This is a genomic window from Knoellia sp. p5-6-4 (assembly GCF_029222705.1).
In the GTDB taxonomy this organism is placed as follows: domain Bacteria; phylum Actinomycetota; class Actinomycetes; order Actinomycetales; family Dermatophilaceae; genus Pedococcus_A.
Window position 1 is genome coordinate 814174 of record NZ_JARGZF010000002.1, and the last position, 22664, is coordinate 836837.

Sequence of the window (22664 nt, forward strand, 5' to 3'; positions counted from 1 at the left end):
GGAGCAAATGGAAAGCGCCAGCGTACATCTCTACAGATGTAGTCACCACCTCTCCAAGCGTCGCGTTCGGGTGCCCGCCGCGATCGTCATCATCATCGTGGTCATGGCCAAGGTCTGGCCCACGCTAGAGGTGACCTTCAAGTTCGGCAGCTGAAACCGGCAACGCCTACCGGCGTCGTCTTCCTGCCAAAGGCGACGCCCACCAAGGCAAGCGCCCGACCCAGAGCGGTTGGGCGCTTGTCCCTTGTCTGGGGGTAGCAAACGGGTGGCACCTCAAGGTGGGGACTCAAGGCTCCTCGGCAACGGTCAGGTGACGAGGTCGGTGACCGCGGAGGAGGCCGTGGAGGAGGCTTGGGCTTGAAGACTTGATCTTCATGGGCGCTTGCCCGGCGACCGCGCGGGCGACCGCCAGCGAGTCGGCGTGAACCTGGTCGTCGGTATATCCGCTGATGGGCAGGCCCTCGCCCTCCTCGGCAATGGCATCGGCTGCGTCCGAGAGGTCCACGTCAACGACCACCCGACCATCGGGGAAGACCCCGATGGTCACGGGCAGGCCGACGACGTAACCACGCGGAGGGGTCCTGCGCCCCATCACTCCGCCTTGGTGGCGGGCTTGGCGGCGCGGGAGGCCTGGGCGGTCTTCTGGGCCTCCGCCTTCCTGGTTGCCTTGAGGGAGGCCTCCTTGGCCTTCTCCTCCGCCTTCTTCGCCGCCTCAGCGGCCTTCTTCGCCTTCTCCTCGGCCTGCCGCTTGGCGGTGTCCTCCTTGGCCGCCGCCTTCTTCGCGGCCTGGGCGTCCACGTGGGCCTTGATGACGGCCTTCTGGTCCGCGTCCCCTTCGGCGGCGAGGAACCGGACGACCTCCCCGACCCGACCAACGGTGCAGCCGACCTTCTGGGCCAGGGCCGCGCGGGACAGGTTGGGGTCCTTCCTCAGGGCCTCCACGATGGCCTCCCCCTTGGCCCCGCCGGCCTTGACCTTGAAGGCGGACTTGGGGGCCTCGACCTTCGGGGCCTCTGCGGCCTTGGTGGGAGCGGGCTTCGGGGCCTGGGCGGACTTGGCGGCGGTGGGCTTAGCGGTCATTGTTCTTTGTCCTCTCCTGATGAATTCGAACACCTGTTCGAACTTCGTTGATGGAAGGACCGTCTCAGACCCGGATGGTCTTCGCACATACCCCGGAAGGGACTATTTCCGGCATAGTCACGACGAGCTAGCTGCTCGGGGTATGACCGCGCCCCGGCATTCCAGACCGACCCCCAGGGGGAAGGGAGCCCTTCGTCCGGACACCGGGGCGCGGCGACCACCAAGGGGAGGACGATTCCCTATGGGGTGGGGTCAGGGACGGCAGTGGGCCACGGTCACTCACCCACGACGGCCGGACAGTTGATGGTCCCGGCCGGGGCCTGGTTCGCCGGCATGATGTTGATACCCGAGCCGGGGTCGAACGGGTGGACCACGCCATCGGGCGTCAGATCGTCGGTGGCCGAGATCCGCATCGAGACATTGGCCCCCTGGCCTGAGCCGTAGGTGGTCCGCGGGACGTCCGCGCCGCAGCCGGTGAGAAGCTCGGCCTTCCATCCGGCCGGCAGGTTCGGGATGGCCAAGCCGGTGATCACGCCCTCCACGCCGCCCGAGCCCGTTGACTTGATGAAGACCTTGCCGTCCACGACACAGGCGTCACCGGGAAGCGCGTCGTTGACCTCGAAGGTGACCTTCGTCCCGTCCCCAGACGGGGTGACGGCACAGATTCCGGCGGTGCTCCCCACGCCGTCCCCGTCACTGGCATCGATGTCGAGGGTCGCGATCTGCCACAGGGGCTCGAAGGCGCCGGCCTTGACGTGGCCGTCCATCTGCGCCTTCCCGACGAAGGCGGCCCAGCCGATCCCGCCAATGAGGGCCAGGGCCCCGCCTGCCGCGGCGGCCTTCTTCTTCCTCGAGTCGAAGGCCGGCCCGATGCTGAGGTTCTTCCTCATGGTGTTTCCCCTTCCGGTTCGTTGATGTCGCCGGCCTCCAGGAGAGCCCGGCTCCTGGACCGTAAGACCCGAGGGCAGGCAGAGCACACAGCCGAATCACCCTCTCTTCGTTGGTGATTCGACGACGGGGCTTTCCCCCAGCCCGTCGTTCAACCGTGGCAAGGAGTCACGGGAGGGTCAAGGGGGGATCGGCCGAACGGACGACCGAAGGGTCGGCCGCGCGGGCTAATCTCCCTGGCCCGCATGGGCCAGGGTAGGGCGGTGCGGCACCACCAGGCGCCGATCCCGTTGCCAGAGAAGGGGATCGACGCCTGGTGGGCTACCGGGTCAGCCGCCGAGCCGGAGGTACAGCTCGAGGCCCGGGACCAACTTCGCCAGCACGACCACGATCACGAGAATCGCGGGCGGGGTGTAGACGACCGGCCGGCGAAGTGATCCAATGTGACGGCAGGGCGCAACCTGCCGTACGGTGGAAACCATCATCGAGATATCCCTTTCATGGGGTGTCGGCTTCAGGCCCGGGCTCCTACCCCCGGGCCTTTAGCTTGTTGATTTGGTTCTTGATGTCGCGGTCGCCGTTGACCACTACGGGAAGCATAAGCGGCGAAGCCGACGCCTCTCGGCGAGTCGTCGGGCGTGGCGCCGCTGCCTACCTCAGCAGGCTAATGCCGTCACTGACACAAGCCGCTGTTCGGACGATAGGCCCTGCGTGGGTGCCTGCAAACCCGGTCCTGTGGACAACGCGTGGACGGGCGCCGTTCTTCTCCTCCACTCCCCCGACGAGCGCCAAGACCAGCCCCCGTGGACGGTGATCTCGGAGGCCTCCTGCTCACGCAGAGAGGACTCGGGGCGAGGAATGTGGGTAAGTGACGACCGGGACCATCATGAGGATCTCCTTCTTGCCGCCCTCCTCCATCACCGCCCGCCGCCCGGCCTCGCGCACGTCCTGCGCCTGCGCGCGAAGCACCTCCGCAAGGGGCGTGCCACGCTGGACGGCCACGACCATGCCGTCGACGAATCGCGCCAGGCTGGGCAGGCCGGTCCTGTCGGCCAGTCCCTGCAGTGCGGTCGGCAGGTTGGCGCCTGCGCGGGCGTCGGCGAGGCAGCGGCCCAGCTCGCCGGCCAGTTCGCCCCTGGAGAGCCGGCAGACGCGCTCGAGCGCCCCGACGGCCCCCTCGCCCGCACCCACGGCCAACGCCAGGAGCTCCGCCACTGTGGGGAACTCGGCCAGCATCCTCGCCTCGCGCCGGTTGGCCTCGCGGGACAGCCACTGGTCGCGCGCCACGATGCCGATGCCGGCACCACACAAGGTCATCATCACCAGCGGGACGAGCGAGCCACCCTTGTTGAGCCAGATGCCCATGCCCAGACCGGCACCCCCGACCGTGCCGAGCGCACCCCAGACGACCTGCTCGGCCCGGAAGCGGTCGACGTCCGGGGCCAGCCCTGCCCGCAGGAGGCGCCGCCGCACCGACGCCGATCCGCCCAGCAGCCGCTCGATGCCCTGGGCGAGGTCGCGGACCACCGGCCGCAGCAGCACCGCGAGCGCACTGGCGCCATCGACGTGGTTGCCTGCGAGGAGACGCGAGGGCTTGGGCGCATCGCGCAGGTAGGGGTGGAGCCGGTGCTCCAGGCGCGGCCGCCGGTGCAGGGGCAGGCCCAGCCACACCAGCGCGAGGCCCAGGCCGAGCATGAGCCCGAGGCCCGCGCCGGGCCCGGACAGCCCATCGACGCCCAGCAGGCCCGTCATCGCAGGACCCGCTCGTCCTCGGGCAGCCGGCCGATGTGCACCATGATCCGGTAGGCGGCGATGGACACCGCGGCGCCCGTCGCCAGAACCACGGCGCCCAGGGCGGTGCCGTAGGCCTGCACCGACTCGCCCCGCGACGCCATGAGGGCCAGCACCACCCACGGGGCGGCCACGGCGAGGCGGGCGGCGTTCACGGTCCAGCCCTGGCGCGTCTCGAGCTCTGCCCGGGTGCGGGCATCCTCGCGCAGGAAGGCCGACAGGGTGCGCAACAGCCGGCCGAGGTCGCTGCCGCCGACCTCCCGGGCGATGCGCAGCGACTCCACGAGACGGTCGCCGACGGGGTCGCTGAGCCGGTCCTTGAGGCGGTCGAGGCAGTCGTGGAAGCGCCCGGTGGTCCGGTAGTCCTCGGCGAAGCCACGGAAGGCCGGCCGGAACTCCTCGGGGCCTCGCTGCCCCAGCTGGGACAGCGCCTCGGGAAGGGCGAGACCGGCGCGGACCGCAGAGGCGATGTTGTCGACCGCGTCGGGCCAGAGGTCACGCATCACGGCCCGCCGGCGACGCGCGCGCATCCGGACCAGGGCCAGCGGGGCGTAGCCCGCCATCACGGCGAAACACACCGCGATGGGCACCACCGTCGTCAGTGCCAGCACGGCGACGAAGACCACGACCAGGGCCGTCACACACGCGAACACCAGCGTCCGTGGACGCATCCCCTCGTAGCCCGCCTGGACGAGGTCGTCCCGGAGCCGGTCCGCGAGCCCTGAGCGGCGAGCCGTCGGTGCGGCCGCGGCATCCGGCACCCAGCAGGACCACCAGATGAAGAAGACGCCGATGCCGAGCAGGAGCCCGAGGAGGAGACCGCGCACCGGCTACTCCTGGGCCAGGAGGGCCGACACGTCGTAGCCGGCGCGCTCGAAGCGGTCGAGGTGCGGTGGGAAGCCGTCAGCCCGGCGCAGCACCCCGTCGCGCTGGACGAAGAGGTCAGCGATCTCGACGACGTCACCCTCCACGCGCCCGGGCACCGCGGCGATCTCGCGGACGCGTCGCACGCCGTCGTGCTCGAGCGCGGCGTGGACGACCAGGTCGATGGAGCCTGCGACGGTCGGCACCACGAAGCGGCTGCTGACGTTCTCGCCGGCGAGCAGGGGCAGCGTGCACATCTTCGTGACGGCCTCCCGCGCGGTGTTGGCGTGGATGGTGCACATGCCGGGCAGGCCGCTGTTCAGCGCGATCAGGAGGTCGAGGCTCTCGGCCTGCCGGACCTCGCCGACGACGATGCGCGACGGGCGCATCCGCAGCGCCTCCTTCACCAGCCGGCGCAGGGGAACCTCCCCCGTGCCCTCGAGGCTGGGCTGGCGGCACTGCATCGCGGCCACGTCACGCAGCGGGATCTTCAACTCGAAGACCTCCTCGCAGGTGACCACCCGCTCCCGGGCAGGGATGGCGGCGCCCAGGCAGTTCAGCAGCGTGGTCTTGCCGGCCTGCGTGCCTCCGGCCACGAGGATGTTGAGCCCGCTGACGACCGCTGCCTCGAGGAAGCGGGCCGCCTGCCGGGTCAGCGTGCCCAGCGCGACGAGGTCGTCGAGGTGGTCGGCCTTGACGACGAACTTGCGGATGTTGACGTGCCAGTGGGCCCGCGTGATGTCGGGGATCACCACGTGCAGCCGCGACCCGTCCGGGAGCACGGCGTCGACAAAGGGCGAGGAGAGGTCGACCCGCCGGCCCGAGGTCTTCAGCATGCGCTCGACGAGGTCGCGGACGTCGTCGTCCGTGAGGATCGTGTTGGTCAGCTCGGCGACGCCGCCCCGTGCCACGAAGACCCGTGACGGCTCGTTGATCCAGATCTCCTCGATCGCGGGATCGTCGAAATACGGCTGCAGCGGACCGAACCCGGCGACCGCGTCAAGCACCGACTTCACGGCCCCCTCGACACTCGTCAGGGTCGGCAGCCCACCGTGCAGCGAGCGCTCGTCGTAGTCGGCGACCGCCTCGCGCACCAGGCGGTCGACCTCCCGGGTGTCCCGAGCCGGGTCCAGACCGGTGCGACGGATCAGCTCGCGCACCTCCGACTCCACGCGGCCCACGGCCTCCACGAGCACCCCCTTGCCGAACGCACCTGACGACACCACCCCGACCCTCGCCGTCCTCGCCAAGCAGGCCGGCTCACGCATCGTAGGGGGAATGCCCGGTGCGTGCCCTTTGTCCACAGGGCGAAGAATTGGTTACCGGCCGATGAGGGCGGTGAAGGACACCTTGGCCAGGCCCACGAACGCGCGCTGCCCCAACTCGAGTGGCTTCGACAGTCGCGGCAGCCAGGGCCGGACCGCCGAGCTGACGCCTGGCACGGGGAGACATGGACCGCATCCGGCTACCTTCCAGTGGCAGCCTCCGCCGCTCTTCGGCAACCACGTCCAACTGCCGCTTCGCCTCGGCACCTTCCCGGTCGGTGAAGCCCGGCTACGGCAGGCGCTCCAGCTCCGCGAGCACCAGGGTGCCCAGCTGCCGTAGTCGCGCCCAGGCACGGCGCCGTCGTGCGTCTGGCTACCTCCGCGGCGTCATGACCGTCGCGATGTTGGAGTAGCCCGACACCCCGGCGTCATTCCACGCCAGCACGCGGTAGCGGTACGTCACGCCCGCCTTCAGCCCTGAGTTCGTGTATGCCGTGGAGCCGGCGGCGAGGGAGGCGACGGTCGCGAAGGTGGTGCAGCTTCCGCCCCTGCACCGCTCGACCCGGAAACCGCTCTCGTTGCCGGAGGTGTCCGTCCACGCCAGGCGAACCTGGCTCTTGGACAGCGCCGTTCCAGTCAGCCCGGCCGGCGCCGAGGGCGCGGCGAGAGCGGGCTCGGGGGGGCTGGATCCATCCAAGCCCCCGAACATGTCGGCACGGAAGGTGCCGGAGCCGGAGAAGGACTCCACCCGCAGGGTCCACGTTCCGGCGGCGGCGCTGGAGATGCCGAGCGACTCGAAGCGCCCCGGTGCAGCGCAGTGGCCGTTGGACGCCTCGAGCATGCAGCGGCTCACCGCCACAACGGTCCCCGTGGGGTTGACGAGGTAGGCGTCGAGGTCAGGCGCCCATTCGTACCCACCCCAGCAGGCACCGCCGACCGGCAAGGCACACGTGGCGGCGCCGTTGGTCGTCTGCAGCGTCACGGCCAGCGGACGCCCGGCCGTGCGGACCTCGATGGCGACGTCGCGCGTGGCGGCCGAGCCGACCGAGCCCTCGACGAGCCGGTGGCCCGGCCAGGCTGAGGCGCCCGCCGCCGCGCCCCCGAGGGCCGCGAGGAACGCACGGGTGTCCACCAGCCCATGGCCCCACTCGTTGTCCGCGCCCACTGCGCCTGCGTCGTGCGCCGTGGTCTGCAGCGCTGACTTGATGGCGGCCGGGCTGCTTCCCGGCGCAGCCTCCAGGCCCAACGCCACCGCGCCTGCGACGAAGGGCGTCGCCATCGAGGTGCCGGAGTACGCGACGTACGAGGTGGGGGCGTTGGCCTTCGCGGCGACGACACTCAGGCCCGGTGCCACGACGTCTGGCTTGAGCCGCGCGGCGGGGTTGGCCGTGGGACCCCGCCCGGAGAACCCGGCGAGGTACAGCCCGACGTCGGTGTCGAGCCCTCCCGCCACCGTGGTCTCGTCCGACGCGGCACCGACGGTGATGACGTCGGTGGCGACGCCGGGTGCAGTGATCGTGCCGGGGGCGTCCCCGCTGTTCCCTGCGGCCACCACGACGACCTTGCCCGCGGCGGCTGCGGCGTTCGCCATCTGGCTGCCGATGTCCGATCCGTCCCCGCCCGGGCTGCCGAGCGACATCGAGATGACGCGCACGTCGCTGCGGCCCGCACACCACTCGATGGCAGCGGCGACGTCGGCGTCCGAGCCGGACCCAGACGAGTTGAGCACCTTGGCGCCGATCAGTGACGCCGCTCGGGCCACGCCGCCGTACTGTCCCGCGACCGCGGACCCTGTGCCGTCGCCGGCCGCGATGCTCGAGACATGGGTCCCGTGCCCGTGGTCGTCGTACGGTGCGGCCTGGCCGCTGACCCAGTCCCTCCAGCCGACCACCCGCCCGGCGAGCTGCTCATGGTTCGGGTCGATGCCGGTGTCAATGACGCAGATGCCCACTCCGTCCCCGTCGAGGGTCCCGTCACCGCCGCTGTATGCCGCCCGCGCGGCCGTCACGCCGTAGCCCTCCTCGCCGGCGACGTCGGCCGCGGTGGCCACTCCGTCCAGCTCCACCCGGGTGACCCCGGAGAGGGCTGCCAGCGCCGCCACGCGACTCGCTGCGACCGACCCGGAGAACGCCCGCACCAGCGAGTAGCTGTGGTCCACGGTGAGCGACGGATCCGCGCGCCGGGCATCGGCAGGGGTGGCACCCTGCACGATGACCCGGACCCGGTCGCCCGGGCTCCGGGCCGCGAGCGCAGCCTCGAGGTCGTCGGCGAGCTTGTTGCCGTCCCTGTCGCCCTTGCCGGCACCGCGGGGGGCTGAGCCGGCACCAGTGGCGTGGGGACTGGTGGCGCCCGGCCCCGGTGCGGGTGTAGGCGCAGCGGCCGCCGTGTCGGACAGGGCCGGGGCGAGCGCGACGAGCGCGACGGCACACCTCGTGGACAGGTGACGCAGGAACTGGGACATGGCATTCCCCTTCGGCAGGCACCTGACGCGCTGACGCGCGGCCCGAAGGCCACGTCTCTGCAGGATCGGCCATGAGAGGGGATGCCAGCATCCGCCTTCGGATGGAGCAGCTGCTCAGTCGCTTGGCCGATGCCGGAGCCCGGGTGGCTTCGTGCCAGCGTGACGCGATGCCTGGTCACCACGTGCAGCCGCGACCCGTCCGGGAGCACGGCGTCGACGAAGGGCGAGGAGAGGCCGACCCGCCTCCTAGGGGGAATGCCCCGGTGCGTGCCCTTTGTCCACAGCGCGGTCGCGGTTTCGACCTGACGCCGGGCAGCGGGTAAGGTCCCCGGGTCCAGCTGACCGCCCCGCCTCTCGCGGTGGCAACAGCCGTGGCGAGGACGAGGTGCCCCCGGTCCCCGGGCACCGGTCCTCTCCTGCCCCCGCCGGGTGCGTGCCGCACCTCCGGCGGCCGATGCCGCCTGCCCTCCCTCGGGGGCTCCTCCGGCTGGGCGGTCAGGTCCCCGCACCGGAAGAACTCATGCCCGCCTCACCTGTCACCCGCTCCCTCGTCACTGCAGCCGCAGCACTCGTCGCCGCCGCCTCCGCCTGCGGGGGGCCCGCGGCCCCCGCTGGTCCTGCGGGACCACCGGAGCGCGATCCCCGGCTCGCCGCCGAACGGGCGGCCCAGTACCGGGAGACCGGCCAGGTCAGGGAGGCCAGGGACGAGGTGGTCCGTGCCGACGCGAGGTCGGCGGCGGTGGAAGAGGCGCAGCGAGCACGAGCCGCGGCGGCGCGAGCAGCACGCAAACAGGCCGAGGCGCGCGCCCAGGCAGCCAAGGAGCGGGCCGCCCGCTCGGCGGCCCGCGCGAAGGCCGAGCCCGCGCCCTCCGCGGCACCGGCTCGCACCTCCTGGCCGGCCCTCAACCGTGCCATCGCCTCCATCCCCGGCTACCGCGACGGCATCGCCATCTGGCAGGTGTCGTCTCAGTACGGCCACTACGGCATCACGGACGCCAACCGGCCCGGCGCGGCGAGGATCTTCATCTCGCCCAACGTGCCCGCCGACCGCCTGTACTCGGTCGCCGCCCACGAGTACGGGCACGCCGTGGTCATCGCCAACTACGGGACCGGGTACGGGCCCTACACGGAGTACAGCCGCGACATGGCCAACTGGTTCGGGGGCGACCGCGTCACCGGCCTCGAGCGGGCGGCCGACTGCATGGCACGGCTCCTCGGGGCCTCCTGGCTGCACTACACCAGCTGCACCGACCCCACCGCGCAGAAGGGGGCCCGCATCCTGCTCGACGGAGGCAGGCTCTGACCCGTCCGCGCTGGACGCCGGCACCGAGCGGCCTGCATCCTACGGCTCCTCGCGGAGCGCCCCTCCCGTCCTCCACAGGCGGTGGACAAGCCGGATCGGCCGGTCACCGCCCCTCCTAGCGTCGCTCCCATGCACCTTCAGATGACGGTGGTGTGGGCCGACGGGGGGCGGGGCCCACTCGAGGTCCTCGTGGACGCACCCGCGGGGGCCACCGTCGCCGACCTCCGTCGCGCGCTGCAGGGCCATGTGGGCCCGCACCTCCCCGAGGGACAGTGGCGGCTGCGGGCCACCGGGACGCCGGTGCGAGACGCGGACGCGGTGGGTGAGGGCGCCCTGCTCGACGGCGCCGTGCTGACAGTGCTCCCCGGCGGCGGGGACCAGCCGGCACCCGGCCCGGGTGGCGGACACGGCAGTCGGCCCGGGCATGCCAGCCCCCTCACCCTGGCCGTGGTCTCCGGCCCTGACGCCGGACGGGAGTTCACCCTCGCCCCAGGCTCGGTCCGGGTCGGCCGGGGCGCCGGCGCCGACCTCACCGTGGCCGACCCCGACCTCTCCCGGACCCACGCCCTCCTCACCGTGGGCGCCGACGGGGTCCACGTGGCCGACCACGCATCCACCAACGGCACGCGCGTCGACGGTTGCCCCGTGCCCGACGCAGGCCGGCTGCTCCGCACCTCCGAGACGGTCGCCATGGGGTCCAGCCGGTTCCGGGTGCGCACCCCGCACCGGCAGCCCGCAGCGGTGACTCCCGCACGTGACGGGAACCGGCTCGTCAACCGCAGCCCCAGGATGGCCCGGACGGCGCAGCCGGCCACCTTCACGATCCCCGCGGCACCGCCCCGCCCGCACCGGCCCCGCCTTCCGTGGGTGGCGATGCTCGTGCCGCTGCCCATCGGCGTGGTCCTGGCGCTGCTGTTCTCCCCTGCCATGCTGGCGTTCGCGCTCATGACCCCGGCGCTCATGGGCGCCACCGCGATCACGGACCGCGTGCACGGAAAGCGTTCGTATGCCGCGCAGCTCGCGGAGCACGAGGCGGCCGTACGGCGGGTGCGCGCCTGCGCCGCAGTCGCCGTGGCGGAGGAAAGGCGGGCCCGCCAGCGGGTGCTGCCCGACCCCGCCGAGGTGCTGGCCCTGGCCTGCACCCCGTCCACCCGGCTGTGGGAGCGGCGCCGCTCGGACCCCGACGTCCTCGAGCTGCGGCTCGGCACGTGGACGGCACGCGCGCAGGTCAGGCTCGTCAGCGCAGGGCAGGACGCGCCGCCGGAGCACCTCGAGTCACCGGACTCCCCGTGTGCGGTGCCGCTCGGCACTCTCGGTGTCCTCGGGATCGCAGGTCCCCCAGCACAGACCGCAGCAGTCGGCCGCAGCCTCGTCGGCCAGGTGGCCGCCCTGCACTCCCCGCGGGATGTCGAGATCTGGCTCCTGGCCGCCCGACGGGCGGACTGCGCTGCGTGGCAATGGCTCTCGCGCCTGCCCCACAGCCGCGTTCGCGACACGCAGCGACGGTTCGCCTGCCTCGAGACGGGTGGGTCCGCCGTCGCCGCGGCGGTCCAGGAGCTGCGGGTCGCCGTGGACCAGCGCCGTCAACAGCGCCAACCCGGCCAACCGTGGACCGGCGAACGCACCCTCGTCATCCTCGCCGGTGCAGGCCTGCTGCGTGAGCAGCCCGGCGTGGCGGGGCTGCTGGAGCACGGACCGCCGGTGGGCCTGGCCTTCCTCGCCCTCGACGAGGAGGCGGGGCGGCTGCCGAGCGAGAGCGCGGCGGTGGTCGAGGCCCCGACGGCGGGCATGAAGGCCACGCGGTGGCGGCTCGCCACCCACGGCGACCCCCAGGGTCACTCCCTCGTGGTGGACCAGGTCGGGTCGTGGTGGGCCGACCGCCTCTCCCGCTCCCTCGCCCCTCTGCGCGACTCCACGCCCGAGGATACCGAGAGCGGGTTGCCGCACGAGGTCGGGCTGCTCGACCTGCTGCCATTCGACGCGCGGGACCCGCACGCGGTGCAACGGCAGTGGGCTGCCCAGCCCGCCACCACGCAGGCACCCGTCGGCGTCGCGGCCGGCGCGACACACAGCATCGACCTCCGCCGCGACGGTCCCCACATCCTCGTCGGCGGCACCACCGGGTCGGGCAAGTCCGAGTTCCTCCGCACCCTGGTCGCGGGGCTGGCCGCCGGCAACCGCCCCGACCGGCTCGCGTTCGTGCTCGTCGACTACAAGGGCGGCGCCGCCTTCGGCGAGTGCGCAGCCCTCCCCCACACGACCGGTCTGGTCACGGACCTCGACGCCCACCTGACCGCGCGTGCCCTCACCTCCCTCGGTGCCGAGCTGCGGCGCCGCGAGGCGCTCTTCGCGGCCGTGGGCGCACGTGACCTCGACGACTGGGAGCGGCGACGCGGGCCGGAGCACGCGTCGGTGCCGCGACTCGTCATCGTCATCGACGAGTTCCGCGTGCTGGCAGAGGAGTTCCCCGACTTCATCACCGGACTGGTCCGTGTCGCCGCCGTCGGACGGTCACTGGGCGTGCACCTCGTCCTGGCGACGCAGCGTCCCGCCGGTGTGGTCTCCGCCGACATCAAGGCCAACGTCAGCCTCCGCGTCGCGCTGCGGGTCCGTGACCGGGCCACTCCGACGACGTCATCGACAGCTCCGCCGCTGCGAGCATCAGCGAGGCAGCACCCGGCCGCGCCTTCGCGCGCAGCGGCAGCGAACCGCCGCAGCTGTTCCAGACGGCCAGGGTCGCCGGCGCCGCGTCGTCACAGCTGAGGGAGGGACCGCTCAGCGTCCTGCCAGTCGACTGGGCCGCCGGTCCCCCGAAACACCCTGAAGTCCAACAGCGGCGCGGCGCCGACCCCGGTGACCCTCGCGCCGGTGCGAGTCCCGACCGGCGCGACGGCCGGGACCACCCGGAGGACTCGGACCTCTCGGTCCTGGTCGCGAGCCTGCGCACGGCCGCCGCGGCCATGGCCATCGTTCCTGTCGCGCCACCCTGGCTGGCCCCGCTCCCCGAGCACCTCACCGCGGACAGCCTCCCCGGGGTCGGGGCGCTGGGCGAGTGGGTGGTGCCGCTGGGCCTCGCGGACCGCCCGGCCGAGCAGCGCCAGGAGCCGCTGCTGTGGGACCTCGCCGAGGCGGGGCACTGGGCGGCGGTGGGCACCAGCGGCAGCGGCCGCACCGGCTTCCTCCGCCTGGTGGCGGGCGCGGCGGCACGGCGGCTCACCCCCGCGCAGCTCCACCTGTATGCCGTGGACGGCGGCCTCGGGGGCCTGCGTGGCCTCACGAGCCTGCCCCACACCGGGGCCGTCGTCTCACGCGACGACCGCGCACGGCTCGAGCGCCTGGTGCGCCGGCTGGAGGCAGAGCTCGCCAGACGGCAGCACCTGATGAGCCGGCACGGCCACTCCTCACTCACGGACTGGCGCGCGGCAGCAGCCTCCGCCCCGGGCACGACCCCGCCGCCCCCCGCCACCGTGCTGCTCCTGGTCGACGACTGGGACCTCGTGGTGCACGAGCTCGACGCCGCCGACCACGGCCTGCTCAGCGACCGCCTCGTCACCCTCCTGCGGGTCGGTGCCGCCGTCGGCCTGCGCGCGGCCGTGACGGGAGACCGCGCCGTGCTCTGCGGGCGCACCACCTCCCTGTTCGCTCGGCGCCTGGTGCTGCGGCTGGCCGAGCCGGGGGATGCCGTGCTCGCCGGGCTGGGCCGCGACGCGCTGCCGAGGGTGCAGCCGCCTGGTCGCGCCGTGGTGGCCCCCGACGGCACGGTCGTGCAGCTGGCCGAGCCCCCGGCACCGGCGACGGTGCCGGCGGGCGCGGTGGAGCACCTGCCCCCGCCGCTGCGTCCGCTGCGGGTCGAGCCGCTCCCGGCACAGGTCGGCCTGGACGCCCTCGGCTCTGTGGGCGACCTGCGCGCCGGTCAGGTCACGGTCGGCATCGGGGGCGACGACCTGCGGCCGGTGGGACTGAACCCGCAGCGAGACGGTCGGCTCTGGCTGGTGGCCGGGACGCCCCGCAGCGGCAAGTCGACGGCGCTTGGCACGTTGGCCGCCTCACTGCTGCGCGCCGGGCGGCCGGTCGCGCTGGTCACGACGCGGCCCGGGCCGCTCGACGGGATTCGCGGCACCCGGGGCGTCGTCTGCTGGGCCTCGCCCGACGACATCGTCTCGCTGGAGTCGGCCCACCGAGCGGACCCGGACCTCGCCGTGCTCGTCGACGACGCCGACCAGCTGCTCGACACCCCGGTCGAGCCCATGCTGCGCGACCTGGTCCGTGCCGCCCGTCAGGGGTCCGGGCTCGTGGCGTGCTCGGCCGGCACGAGCACCCTGCTCACGCAGTACCGCAGCGTCGCCGTGGAGGTCGCCCGCAGCCAGACCGGGCTCCTGCTGGGCCCGCGCGGTGTGGGGGACGCCGAGCTCTTCGGGCTTCCCGGCCGGGGCCTCGCGCCGGCCGACCGCGTGCCGGGGCGGGGCCTGCTCGTAACGGCCGCAGCGACGGTCGAGGTCCAGGTGGCGACGGTGGCCGAGCCCGCCCCGGCTTCGCAGACGGCCTGAGCTCACGACCGCTGCGGCGATCATGCCGTGGTCACGACTCGGGGTTGGAGGTGCCGGCCGCGACGGCGGAGGCGATGCCGGTCAGCGCGACGGCAGCGACGACGAGGGCGATCAGCCCGCGCCCGCTCTGCACGAGCCCCCAGGCGACCGGCAGGAGCAGCAGGTTCCACACGACCGTGGGGGTCTTCGGCCAGTCCGCACCGGCGACCCAGAACCGGGCGATCGCCAGGAGGCCGATGGCGAAGACTGCGACGAGCACGACCTCCATGACCACGCGTGTGGGGCTGTCGGACCCGGACGACGCCAGCTCGACGAGCGAGAAGACGCAGAACCCCAGCAGGAACAGCCCCTGCAGCGCGCACACCGCACTCGCCACCACCCGGGAACGGTCCACGCTGTGGGACGACGGGCGATCGGAGGGGCTGGGGGCGGCACTCACGGGCGTCAGGCTAGCCGAGCGCCACCGGCCCTCCACCGCGCAGATCCGGCGGCAGCGGGTCCGGGTTGTGACCAATCCCTCAGGCAAATCGGCACGTTTCCTGCAAGAAACCCCTGTGAAAACCTCGCGTCATCTGTGAGGGTGGAACAGAAAGCCGCCGCTGTGCCGTTGGCAGAGACGTGTGTCTTCCCCGAGAATGACCGCACCCCTGCGTTTCATCCTCCCCACACCGTGGGCCTCTTCGCTAGCATGGCCGATCGGCTGTGCGACCCGAGCGGCGCATGACCCCCGCACGACGCAACGACGCGCCTTGCCAGCCGACCACCCCCACCGGCACCCCCTGCGACACCCCGCAATGACAAGGAGCACGATCTTCATGGACTGGCGCGACCGCGCTGCCTGCCTCGACGAGGACCCGGAGCTGTTCTTCCCGATCGGGAACACCGGCCCGGCGATCCTGCAGATCGAGGAAGCCAAGGCCGTCTGCCGACGCTGCGAGGTGGTCGACACCTGCCTGAAGTGGGCCATTGAGTCCGGTCAGGACGCCGGCGTCTGGGGCGGCATGTCCGAGGACGAGCGCCGCGCCCTCAAGCGCCGCAACGCTCGCGCCCGCCGCGCCGGCTGAGTCCCCCACCGCACGCCGCGCTGGGGCTTCCCCCGCGCGGCGTTTTCGCGCCGCCTGACGGCCCACCCGGCATACCCGGCACCGCCCTCAGGCCGAGGACTCCCTGCTGAGCGGCCGGAGCCGGGCGACGAAGCGCACCCGCGTGCCTCGCGGCTCCGCCGGCTCCCACGTGATGCGCCCGCGCAGGTCCTGCACCAGCGACTGGACGATCTGCGTCCCGAGGCCTGAGCGGCCCGGCGCGAAGTCCGGCGGCAGCCCCGCGCCGTCATCGGTGATGCTCACCTCGAGCACCTCGTGGCCGTCCTCGCCCGAGCGCTTCGCCGCCACCTCGATGGTCCCGCCCCGCTCGGCGAGCGCGTGCTCGGCGGCGTTCTGGATCAGCTCGGAGAGGATCATCGCCAGCGCGGTCGCGTCCTCGGCGCGGAGCAGGCCGAACTCGCCGACGATGTGGGAGTGGATCGGGTGCTCGCCCCGGGCCACCTCGACCACGGCCTTGAGCCCCTGGCTGGCGATCTCGTCGAAGTTCACCCGCTCGTCGAAGCCCTGGCTGAGCGTCTCGTGCACCAGCGCGATGACGCCGACGCGGCGCACCGCCTCCTCGAGGGCCGTGCGCCCCTCACCCGCCGGCAGCCGGCGGGCCTGCAGGCGCAGCAGGGCAGCCACGGTCTGGAGGTTGTTCTTCACCCGGTGGTGGATCTCCCGGATGGTGGCGTCCTTGGTGATGAGCTCGCGCTCACGACGCCGCAGCTCGGAGACGTCGCGGAGCAGCAACAGCGCCCCCGTGCGCTGGCCGGCCTCGGTGAGCGGAATCGCCCGCATGGAGACGCTCGCACCTCGCGCGCCCACCTCGGTGCGCCACGGCGCCCGGCCGGTCACGACCAGTGCGAGCGACTCGTCGACCGGCGACTCGTCGCGCAGCAGGTCGGCCACCACCTTGGCCAGCAGCTCACCGATGACGTCCCCGACGTGGCCGAGCCGGTGGATCGCCGACAGCGCGTTGGGACTGGCGTACGTGACCTCGCCGTTGACGTCGAGCCGGATCACGCCGTCACCGACGCGGGGCGCGCCACGGCGCAGCCCGGTGGGGGCGGCGGCGTGCGGGAACTCGCCGGCCGCGATCATCCGTGCCAGCGCGTCCGCGATGGCCTGGTAGGTGAGCTCGAGGCGGCTCGGCGTGCGCATGGCCGCGAGGTTCGTATGCCGGGTCAGCACCGCCAGCGCGCGGCCCCCCTTCACGACGGGGATGGCCTCCTCGCGCACCGGCATGTCTTCGCGGAAGGTCGGCTCCTTGGCACGCACGATCCGCTGCCCCGAGTACGCCTGGTCCAGCAGTGCGTGACGACCCCGGTGGCTGCGCCGGCCGACGACATCCTCGAAGAACACCATCTGTCCGGTCGTCGGCCGCACGTGCGCCACGGCCAGCCAGCCCTCGACACCGCCGGGCACCCACAGCACGAGGTCGGCAAAGGACAGGTCGGACAGCAGCTGCCAGTCACCCACGAGCAGGTGGAGCCACTCGACCTCGGCGGGAGCGAGGTCGGTGGCTTCGGAGAGCGCCTCGTTGAGGGTGGGCACGACAGGCAGCCTAGTGATGGCGCTGCGGGAGCCCGGGGTCAGGCCGTGACCTGGTCGCCCTCGCGCAGCAGGCCCGGCTCCACGACGTCGGCGTAGACCCCGACGCACATCTCCCGCTCGGCCCCGACCACCTTGAGCAGCCCGTCGAGCGCCGGGAGGCCCACCTGCTCGAGGTCGACCATGCGGCAGCGCTCGATGCGTTCGACCGGCCTCAGCACGACGTCCCCCACCCGCACCTCGCGCCCCAGCCATCCCTCCTCCTCGAAGGGCTGAGCCGTCTCCACGACGAGGTTCACCCTCAGGTGCCGAGGGTCCACCGGCCCGTCCAGCTCGCACAGCGCGCCCAGCGCGCGCAGCGTCGCGGTGCCGACCAGGCTCACCTGCCCCGCGTCCTGGTGCGCGATGTCGGACTCGGGCGCGACCTCCACCTCCTCGCCGAAGTGCTCCGACAGGGCGAGGTCGGCCGAAGCCTCTCCAGCGACGACCTGCCGCCCGTCCGGCAGCACGACCTCCACGCGGTCGCCCACGGTGCGGGCCGCCAGCGTGAACACCTCGTCCATGCGGCGGAACCGGTTGGTGCGCTTGCCGCTCGCGAGCCGGCCCTCCTCGTCGTAGACCGCCCACTCCCGGTCCCCCACCAGGCCCCGCCCGTCGAGGGCCGCCGACTCCAGGCGCTCCCCCGCCATCGACTTCACGGGGAAGCGCCACACCTCGACGAGGCGGCCCAACATCACCACCGGCCCGTCGTCCGCCACGCCTAGACGGCCGCGCCCGCCCGGATCACCGAGCGCAGCGTGCGGAGGGCGACCGACAGGGCAGCGATGTTCGGCCGCTCGAGGCGCTCGATGCCTGCCAGCGCGTTCCGGGCCCGGGCGAAGGACTCGGCGTTCGCGTGGGCCCACTGCTCGTAGCGCTCCGCCGGCGGCTTGTCCGCGTCGCTCGCGTCGATCGCGGAACGCACGAGGGACTCCAGCACGGCATACAGGTCGTCTCGCAGCGCACCGCGCGCCAGCGCGTCCCACCGGTCGTCGCGCGGCAGGTTGGTCACGCGGCCCAGCATGAGGTCGATGCCGAACCTCTCGGAGACGACGAAGTACAGCGGCGCGACCGACTCCGGCGACTCCCCCGTGTCGGTGGCGATGTCGACGATGTCGAGCAGCGAGAACTGGTCGAGCAGGCTGGCCGACCGGTGCGCGAGCTCCGCGGGGATGCCGAGGTGCTCGAAGGCCAGCGCGTTGCGCTCCATCCGCTTGAGCTCGGCGCCCTTGAGCATGTCGGGGATGCGGGGGGCGAACTCTCGCACGACAGCCTCGAACCGGGCCACCTCCTTGGCCACGTCGAGGCGCGAGGGCCGCGAGGTGAGGAACCAGCGGATCGACCGGTCGATGAGCCGGCGGAACTCGAGGTAGAGCTGGGTCTGCACCTCGGTGTCGACCTGGTTGTCGAGGGCCTCGACGGCTGCGACGAAGCCGGGCAGGTCGAAGATCTCGCGGGCCACCACGAAGGCGCGCGCGATCTGCTCGGGCGTCGAGCCCGTCTCCTCCATGGCCCGGAACGCGAAGGTGATGCCCCCGCGGTTGACCATCGAGTTCACCACCGCGTTGGTGATGATCTCCCGGCGCAGCGGGTGCTGCGCGAGCGGTTCGGCGAACTGCTCACGGATCGGCTCCGGGAAGTACTCGGCCAGCGTCGCCTGGAACCACGGGTCGTCGGGCAGCTCGGACTCGAGCAGGTCCTCCTTGAGGGCCAGCTTGGAGTAGGCGACGAGCACCGAGAACTCCGGCGACTTCAGCCCCAGCCCCTCGCTCGCGCGCCGGTCGAGCTCGGCGTCGGACGGCAGGAACTCGAGCTCACGGTCGAGGTCTCCGCGCTCCTCGAGCCAGTGGATGAGCCGCTGGTGCACGGGCAGCATGCCGTGCTCCTGCGCCCGGGCGTTGCCGAGCAGGATGTTCTGCTCGTAGTTGTCGCGCAGCACCTGCGCCGCCACCTCGTCGGTCATCGAGGCCAGCAGCTTGTTGCGCTGCTTGAGGGTCATGTCGCCCTCGCGCGTGAGGCCGGTGAGGAGGATCTTGATGTTCACCTCGTGGTCGGAGGTGTCGACACCGGCGGAGTTGTCGATGGCGTCGGTGTTGATCCGCACCCCGTGCAGCGAGGCCTCGATGCGCCCGAGCTGCGAGAACCCGAGGTTGCCGCCCTCGCCGACGACCCTGCAGCGCAGCTGGTGGCCGTTCACCCTGATGGCGTCGTTGGCGCGGTCGCCGATCGAGGAGTGCTCCTCGCTGGCGGCCTTGACGTAGGTGCCGATGCCGCCGTTCCAGAGCAGGTCCACCGGCGCCTGGAGGATGGCCTTCATGAGCTCGGCCGGCGTCATGGTCCGGGCGGCCTCGGGCAGGCCCAGGGCCTCGGTCATCTCCGGGGTGATCGAGATCGCCTTGAGCGACCGGTCGAACACGCCGCCGCCCTTGCTGATCAGCGTCTCGTCGTAGTCGGCCCAGGACGACCGCGGCAGCTCGAACAGCCGCCTGCGCTCCGGGAACGAGGTGGCCGCGTCCGGGTTCGGGTCGACGAAGATGTGCCGGTGGTCGAACGCGGCCACCAGGCGGATGTGCTCGGACAGCAGCATGCCGTTTCCGAAGACGTCGCCGCTCATGTCGCCGATGCCCACGGCGGTGAAGTCCTGCGCCTGGGTGTCGACGCCCATCTCGCGGAAGTGCCGCTTGACCGACTCCCAGGCGCCGCGGGCGGTGATGCCCATCGTCTTGTGGTCGTAGCCGGCGCTGCCACCGGAGGCGAACGCGTCGTCGAGCCAGAAGCCGTAGGACTGCGCGACGCCGTTGGCGATGTCGGAGAAGGTCGCTGTGCCCTTGTCGGCCGCGACCACGAGGTAGGGGTCGTCCGTGTCGTGGCGCACGACGTCTGCGGGAGCGACCACCTCGCCGCCGACCCGGTTGTCGGTGATGTCGAGGAGGCCGGAGATGAACATCTTGTAGGACGCCACGCCCTCGGCCAGCCACGCGTCGCGGTCCAGCGTCGGGTCGGGCAGCTGCTTGGCGTAGAAGCCGCCCTTGGAACCCGTCGGCACGATGACGGCGTTCTTGACCATCTGCGCCTTGACCAGTCCGAGCACCTCTGTGCGGAAGTCCTCGCGCCGGTCGCTCCAGCGCAGGCCGCCGCGGGCGACCGGGCCGAACCGCAGGTGCACGCCCTCGACCCGCGGGCTGTAGACCCAGATCTCGAAGGCCGGCCTGGGTGCCGGCAGGTCGGGCACCGCCTTGGGGTTGAGCTTGAGGCTCACGTAGGACTTCGCCCCGCCGTCCTGCGCCGACTGGTAGTAGTTCGTGCGCAGCGCAGCCCGGATGACGCCGAGGAAGGCGCGGATGATCCGGTCCTGGTCGAGGGACTTCACACCGTCGAGCGCCCGCTCGATGTGCCCCGCGACCTGCTCCTCGGCGGCGGTGCGGTCGGCACCGGCCGCACCGGCATACCGGCTCGGGTCGAACCGTTCCTCGAACAGCTCCACCAGCATCGCGGCGATGGGCAGGTTCTGGACGAGGGCGTTCTCGAGGTAGTCCTGGCTGAACGTGGACTGGGTCTGGCGCAGGTACTTCGCGACCGTGCGGATGATGACGACCTGGCGCCAGGTCAGCCCGGCGCCGAGGACGAGGGCGTTGAACCCGTCCGACTCGGCGTGGCCGTTCCACACGGCGCCGACGGCCTCCTGGAACAGCTCACGCGTTCGGTCGCGCGAGTCCCCTGTCCAGACCTTCTCGTTGCGCACCCGCAGGCCGAAGTCGTAGATGTGCACGGTGACGCCGTCGGCGCGGGAGATCTCGTAGGGACGCTCGTCGACGACCTCCACCCCGAGATGGGTGAACATCGGCAGCACCTGGGTCAGCGACAGGGGGCCGCGGCGGTAGAGCTTGAAGCGCCGCTCGTGGCTGGGGGCGCCGGGCTCCTGGTACATGTTCAGCCCGGTGGCCTCCTCGGTGTCGAGGGCCTCCATGTGGCGGATGTCGGCGACGCCGACCCGGGGCGTGAAGTCCTCCTTGTAGGCCTCGGGGAAGGCCCTGCCGTAGAGGCCGGTGAGCCGGGCCGCGGCCTCCTCGCCGTGCTCGGTGCGAGCCGCCTCCGACAGGTCCTCGTCCCAGGTGCGGGTGGCGTCGATCAGCTGCTTCTCGAGGACGTCCTGGTCGACCTCGGGGATGCGCTGGCCCTGCGGGACGCGCACGACGAAGTGCAGGCGGGCCAGCGCGGACTCCGAGACGCGGGTCGTGTAGTCGACGCTGGCGCCCGAGAACGCGTTGCGCAGGATCGTCTCCATGCGCAGCCGGACGGCGGTGTTGTAGCGGTCGCGCGGGATGTAGACCAGGCACGACATGAACCGGCCGAACTCGTCCTTGCGCAGGAAGAGGCGGGTCTTGCGGCGCTCCTGCAGGTGGAGCACGGCGGTCGCGTTGTCGTGCAGCTCGTCCTGGTCGGCCTGGAACAGCTCGTCGCGCGGGTAGGTCTCGAGCACCTCGAGCAGGTCCTTGCCCGAGTGCGAGTCGGTGGCGAAGCCGGTGCGCTCGAAGATCGCGTTGATCTTGTCCTGCAGCACGGGGATCCGCGTCACCGACTCGGTGTAGGCGGTGGAGGTGAAGAGACCGAGGAAACGCTTCTCCCCGGTGACCTCGCCCTGCTCGTCGAAGGTCTTGATGCCGACGTAGTCGAGGTAGGTCGAGCGGTGCACGGTGGCGCGGCTGTTGGCCTTGGTCACGATCAGGAGCTTGGGCTCGCGCGCCACCACGCTGGCCTGCTCGCTCAGGCGCACTCCCTCGGGGCTGCTGTCGTAGCGGAGCAGACCCAGGCCGGAACCCTGCACGGCGGTGAGCACGTCCGTGCCGTCCTCGCGGCCGAGCCGGTACTCGCGGTAGCCGAGGAACGTGAAGTGGTTGTCGGCGAGCCAGTCGAGGAGGCGTCGGGTCTGCTCCACCTCCCCCTCGGGGATGCCCACCGGCGGGCTGGCCCTGAGCGCGTCGGCGACCTCGCTGCACTTGGCGCGCATCTTCGGCCAGTCCTCGACGGCCTCGCGCACGTCGGAGAGCACCCGGCGCAGGTTGGCGGCGATCTCCTCGCGCTCCTCTGCGTGGCTCTCACGGTCGACCTCGATGTGCATCCACGACTCGCGCACGACGCCGAACCCGCCCTCGGGCCCGAGGTCGACGCCGGAGTCACGGGTGCCGCGGCCGATGATCTCCTCGAGCTCACCGGCAGCGTTGCGGCGCACCACGATCAGTGGGTGCACGATGAGGTGGACGGTGCGCCCCATCCGACCCAGCTCGGCCGTCACCGAGTCGACGAGGAAGGGCATGTCGTCAGTGACGATCTGCACGACGGTGTGGCCGCTGGCCCACCCCTGCTCCTCGACCTCGGGGTTGAACACCTCGACGTTGACGGTGCCGATGGGCCGGGTCTTGGCCAGCTCCTGGTGGTGGGTCGCCGCACCCAGCAGGTCCTCGGGCGCCCGGGCGAGCAGGTCCTCGGTCGCGACGTGCCGGTAGTAGCCCTGCAGGAACGTCTCGAGCCCCTCACCCCCCGCGTGGGCCCCCAGCTCGGCCGCGGCGTGCAACAACTGATCTCGAGACTGCTCCAGCGATGCAGACATGCTTGTGGTCGTGTTCCTCCGTCGTCGGGTGGGCCCACGCCTTTGTGCGCCCGGGACGAGCCTAGCGCCGATCGCGACGGGGCAGGACGGGACCGGCCCTTGCCCGCCCGGGGACGGCTGGGGGGCGCCTCCGTCAATCGGGTGACTCTTCGGCGCGCGGATTACGGCAGGTCACACTAGGT

16 protein-coding genes are annotated in these 22664 nt (G+C 72.3%); 5 read left to right on the forward strand and 11 right to left on the reverse strand.

Annotated elements, in window-relative coordinates; translation table 11 throughout:
* The first annotated feature begins 7 nt into the window (after positions 1-7).
* A complete protein-coding gene (locus tag P2F65_RS15350; protein ID WP_275809569.1) occupies positions 8-154 on the forward strand; it encodes a hypothetical protein in 147 nt (48 codons plus the stop codon).
* A gap of 132 nt (positions 155-286) precedes the next feature.
* On the opposite strand, the gene P2F65_RS15355 is transcribed toward P2F65_RS15350, so the two are convergent.
* The 7 genes from P2F65_RS15355 to P2F65_RS15385 form a co-directional block, all read right to left on the reverse strand.
* On the reverse strand, positions 287-592 hold the full coding sequence (locus P2F65_RS15355) for a hypothetical protein (protein WP_275809572.1): 306 nt from the start codon (positions 590-592) through the stop codon (positions 287-289).
* A complete protein-coding gene (locus tag P2F65_RS15360) occupies positions 592-1080 on the reverse strand; it encodes a hypothetical protein (protein WP_275809575.1) in 489 nt (162 codons plus the stop codon). Before P2F65_RS15360 ends, P2F65_RS15355 begins: the two co-directional genes overlap by 1 nt.
* 275 nt (positions 1081-1355) lie before the next feature.
* Positions 1356-1970 carry a hypothetical protein gene (locus tag P2F65_RS15365; protein WP_275809578.1) on the reverse strand — a complete coding sequence of 205 codons (615 nt, stop codon included), beginning with the start codon at positions 1968-1970 and terminating at the stop codon, positions 1356-1358.
* A gap of 829 nt (positions 1971-2799) precedes the next feature.
* On the reverse strand, positions 2800-3720 hold the full coding sequence (locus P2F65_RS15370; RefSeq protein WP_275809581.1) for a type II secretion system F family protein: 921 nt from the start codon (positions 3718-3720) through the stop codon (positions 2800-2802).
* Positions 3717-4586 carry a type II secretion system F family protein gene (locus P2F65_RS15375; protein ID WP_275809584.1) on the reverse strand — a complete coding sequence of 290 codons (870 nt, stop codon included), beginning with the start codon at positions 4584-4586 and terminating at the stop codon, positions 3717-3719. Before P2F65_RS15375 ends, P2F65_RS15370 begins: the two co-directional genes overlap by 4 nt.
* 3 nt (positions 4587-4589) lie before the next feature.
* Complete coding sequence (locus P2F65_RS15380; protein WP_275810689.1) at positions 4590-5813, reverse strand: ATPase, T2SS/T4P/T4SS family; 1224 nt, start codon at positions 5811-5813, stop codon at positions 4590-4592.
* Between the two features lie 448 nt (positions 5814-6261).
* Entirely contained in the window at positions 6262-8349 is a 2088-nt protein-coding gene (locus P2F65_RS15385) for a S8 family serine peptidase (RefSeq protein WP_275809587.1), read from the reverse strand.
* Positions 8350-8869: 520 nt separating this feature from the next.
* Between P2F65_RS15385 and P2F65_RS15390 the strand changes: the two genes are divergently transcribed.
* The 3 genes from P2F65_RS15390 to P2F65_RS15400 all read left to right on the forward strand — a co-directional run bounded on the left by P2F65_RS15390 (position 8870) and on the right by P2F65_RS15400 (position 14199).
* A complete protein-coding gene (locus tag P2F65_RS15390; protein WP_275809590.1) occupies positions 8870-9652 on the forward strand; it encodes a hypothetical protein in 783 nt (260 codons plus the stop codon).
* A gap of 129 nt (positions 9653-9781) precedes the next feature.
* Positions 9782-12415, forward strand: coding sequence for an FtsK/SpoIIIE domain-containing protein (locus tag P2F65_RS15395; RefSeq protein WP_275809593.1), 2634 nt, complete (start codon positions 9782-9784; stop codon positions 12413-12415).
* Between the two features lie 197 nt (positions 12416-12612).
* Complete coding sequence (locus P2F65_RS15400) at positions 12613-14199, forward strand: FtsK/SpoIIIE domain-containing protein (protein ID WP_275809596.1); 1587 nt, start codon at positions 12613-12615, stop codon at positions 14197-14199.
* Positions 14200-14230: 31 nt separating this feature from the next.
* Here the strand turns inward: P2F65_RS15400 and P2F65_RS15405 are convergent, their stop codons facing one another.
* The gene (locus P2F65_RS15405; protein WP_275809599.1) at positions 14231-14638 is read right to left on the reverse strand and encodes a hypothetical protein; all 408 of its coding nucleotides are present in this window, start codon (positions 14636-14638) and stop codon (positions 14231-14233) included.
* A 376-nt stretch (positions 14639-15014) separates the two neighbouring features.
* On the opposite strand from P2F65_RS15405, the gene P2F65_RS15410 reads away from it, so the two are divergent.
* Positions 15015-15263 (forward strand): WhiB family transcriptional regulator, encoded by a 249-nt coding sequence (locus P2F65_RS15410; RefSeq protein ID WP_056882623.1) that lies wholly within the window; start codon positions 15015-15017, stop codon positions 15261-15263.
* A gap of 87 nt (positions 15264-15350) precedes the next feature.
* Here P2F65_RS15410 and P2F65_RS15415 read toward each other — a convergent pair whose 3' ends face one another.
* From P2F65_RS15415 to P2F65_RS15425, 3 genes are read right to left on the reverse strand one after another with little or no spacing between them, the layout of a single operon-like run.
* The gene (locus P2F65_RS15415) at positions 15351-16838 is read right to left on the reverse strand and encodes a PAS domain-containing sensor histidine kinase (RefSeq protein WP_275809607.1); all 1488 of its coding nucleotides are present in this window, start codon (positions 16836-16838) and stop codon (positions 15351-15353) included.
* 38 nt (positions 16839-16876) lie between these two features.
* Positions 16877-17593 carry an MOSC N-terminal beta barrel domain-containing protein gene (locus P2F65_RS15420; protein WP_275809610.1) on the reverse strand — a complete coding sequence of 239 codons (717 nt, stop codon included), beginning with the start codon at positions 17591-17593 and terminating at the stop codon, positions 16877-16879.
* Between the two features lie 2 nt (positions 17594-17595).
* The gene (locus P2F65_RS15425) at positions 17596-22482 is read right to left on the reverse strand and encodes an NAD-glutamate dehydrogenase (protein WP_275809612.1); all 4887 of its coding nucleotides are present in this window, start codon (positions 22480-22482) and stop codon (positions 17596-17598) included.
* Positions 22483-22664 lie beyond the last annotated feature (182 nt).

What these genes read in the sequence shown, in the direction of transcription:
- P2F65_RS15360 (WP_275809575.1), bottom strand. Translation starts at nt 1,080, where the DNA reads ATGACCGCTAAGCCCACCGCCGCCAAGTCCGCCCAGGCCCCGAAGCCC.
- P2F65_RS15390 (WP_275809590.1), top strand. Translation starts at nt 8,870, where the DNA reads ATGCCCGCCTCACCTGTCACCCGCTCCCTCGTCACTGCAGCCGCAGCA.
- P2F65_RS15400 (WP_275809596.1), top strand. Translation starts at nt 12,613, where the DNA reads ATGGCCATCGTTCCTGTCGCGCCACCCTGGCTGGCCCCGCTCCCCGAG.
- P2F65_RS15410 (WP_056882623.1), top strand. Translation starts at nt 15,015, where the DNA reads ATGGACTGGCGCGACCGCGCTGCCTGCCTCGACGAGGACCCGGAGCTG.
- P2F65_RS15395 (WP_275809593.1), top strand. Translation starts at nt 9,782, where the DNA reads ATGCACCTTCAGATGACGGTGGTGTGGGCCGACGGGGGGCGGGGCCCA.
- P2F65_RS15350 (WP_275809569.1), top strand. Translation starts at nt 8, where the DNA reads ATGGAAAGCGCCAGCGTACATCTCTACAGATGTAGTCACCACCTCTCC.
- P2F65_RS15370 (WP_275809581.1), bottom strand. Translation starts at nt 3,720, where the DNA reads ATGACGGGCCTGCTGGGCGTCGATGGGCTGTCCGGGCCCGGCGCGGGC.
- P2F65_RS15355 (WP_275809572.1), bottom strand. Translation starts at nt 592, where the DNA reads ATGGGGCGCAGGACCCCTCCGCGTGGTTACGTCGTCGGCCTGCCCGTG.
- P2F65_RS15385 (WP_275809587.1), bottom strand. Translation starts at nt 8,349, where the DNA reads ATGTCCCAGTTCCTGCGTCACCTGTCCACGAGGTGTGCCGTCGCGCTC.
- P2F65_RS15425 (WP_275809612.1), bottom strand. Translation starts at nt 22,482, where the DNA reads ATGTCTGCATCGCTGGAGCAGTCTCGAGATCAGTTGTTGCACGCCGCG.
- P2F65_RS15365 (WP_275809578.1), bottom strand. Translation starts at nt 1,970, where the DNA reads ATGAGGAAGAACCTCAGCATCGGGCCGGCCTTCGACTCGAGGAAGAAG.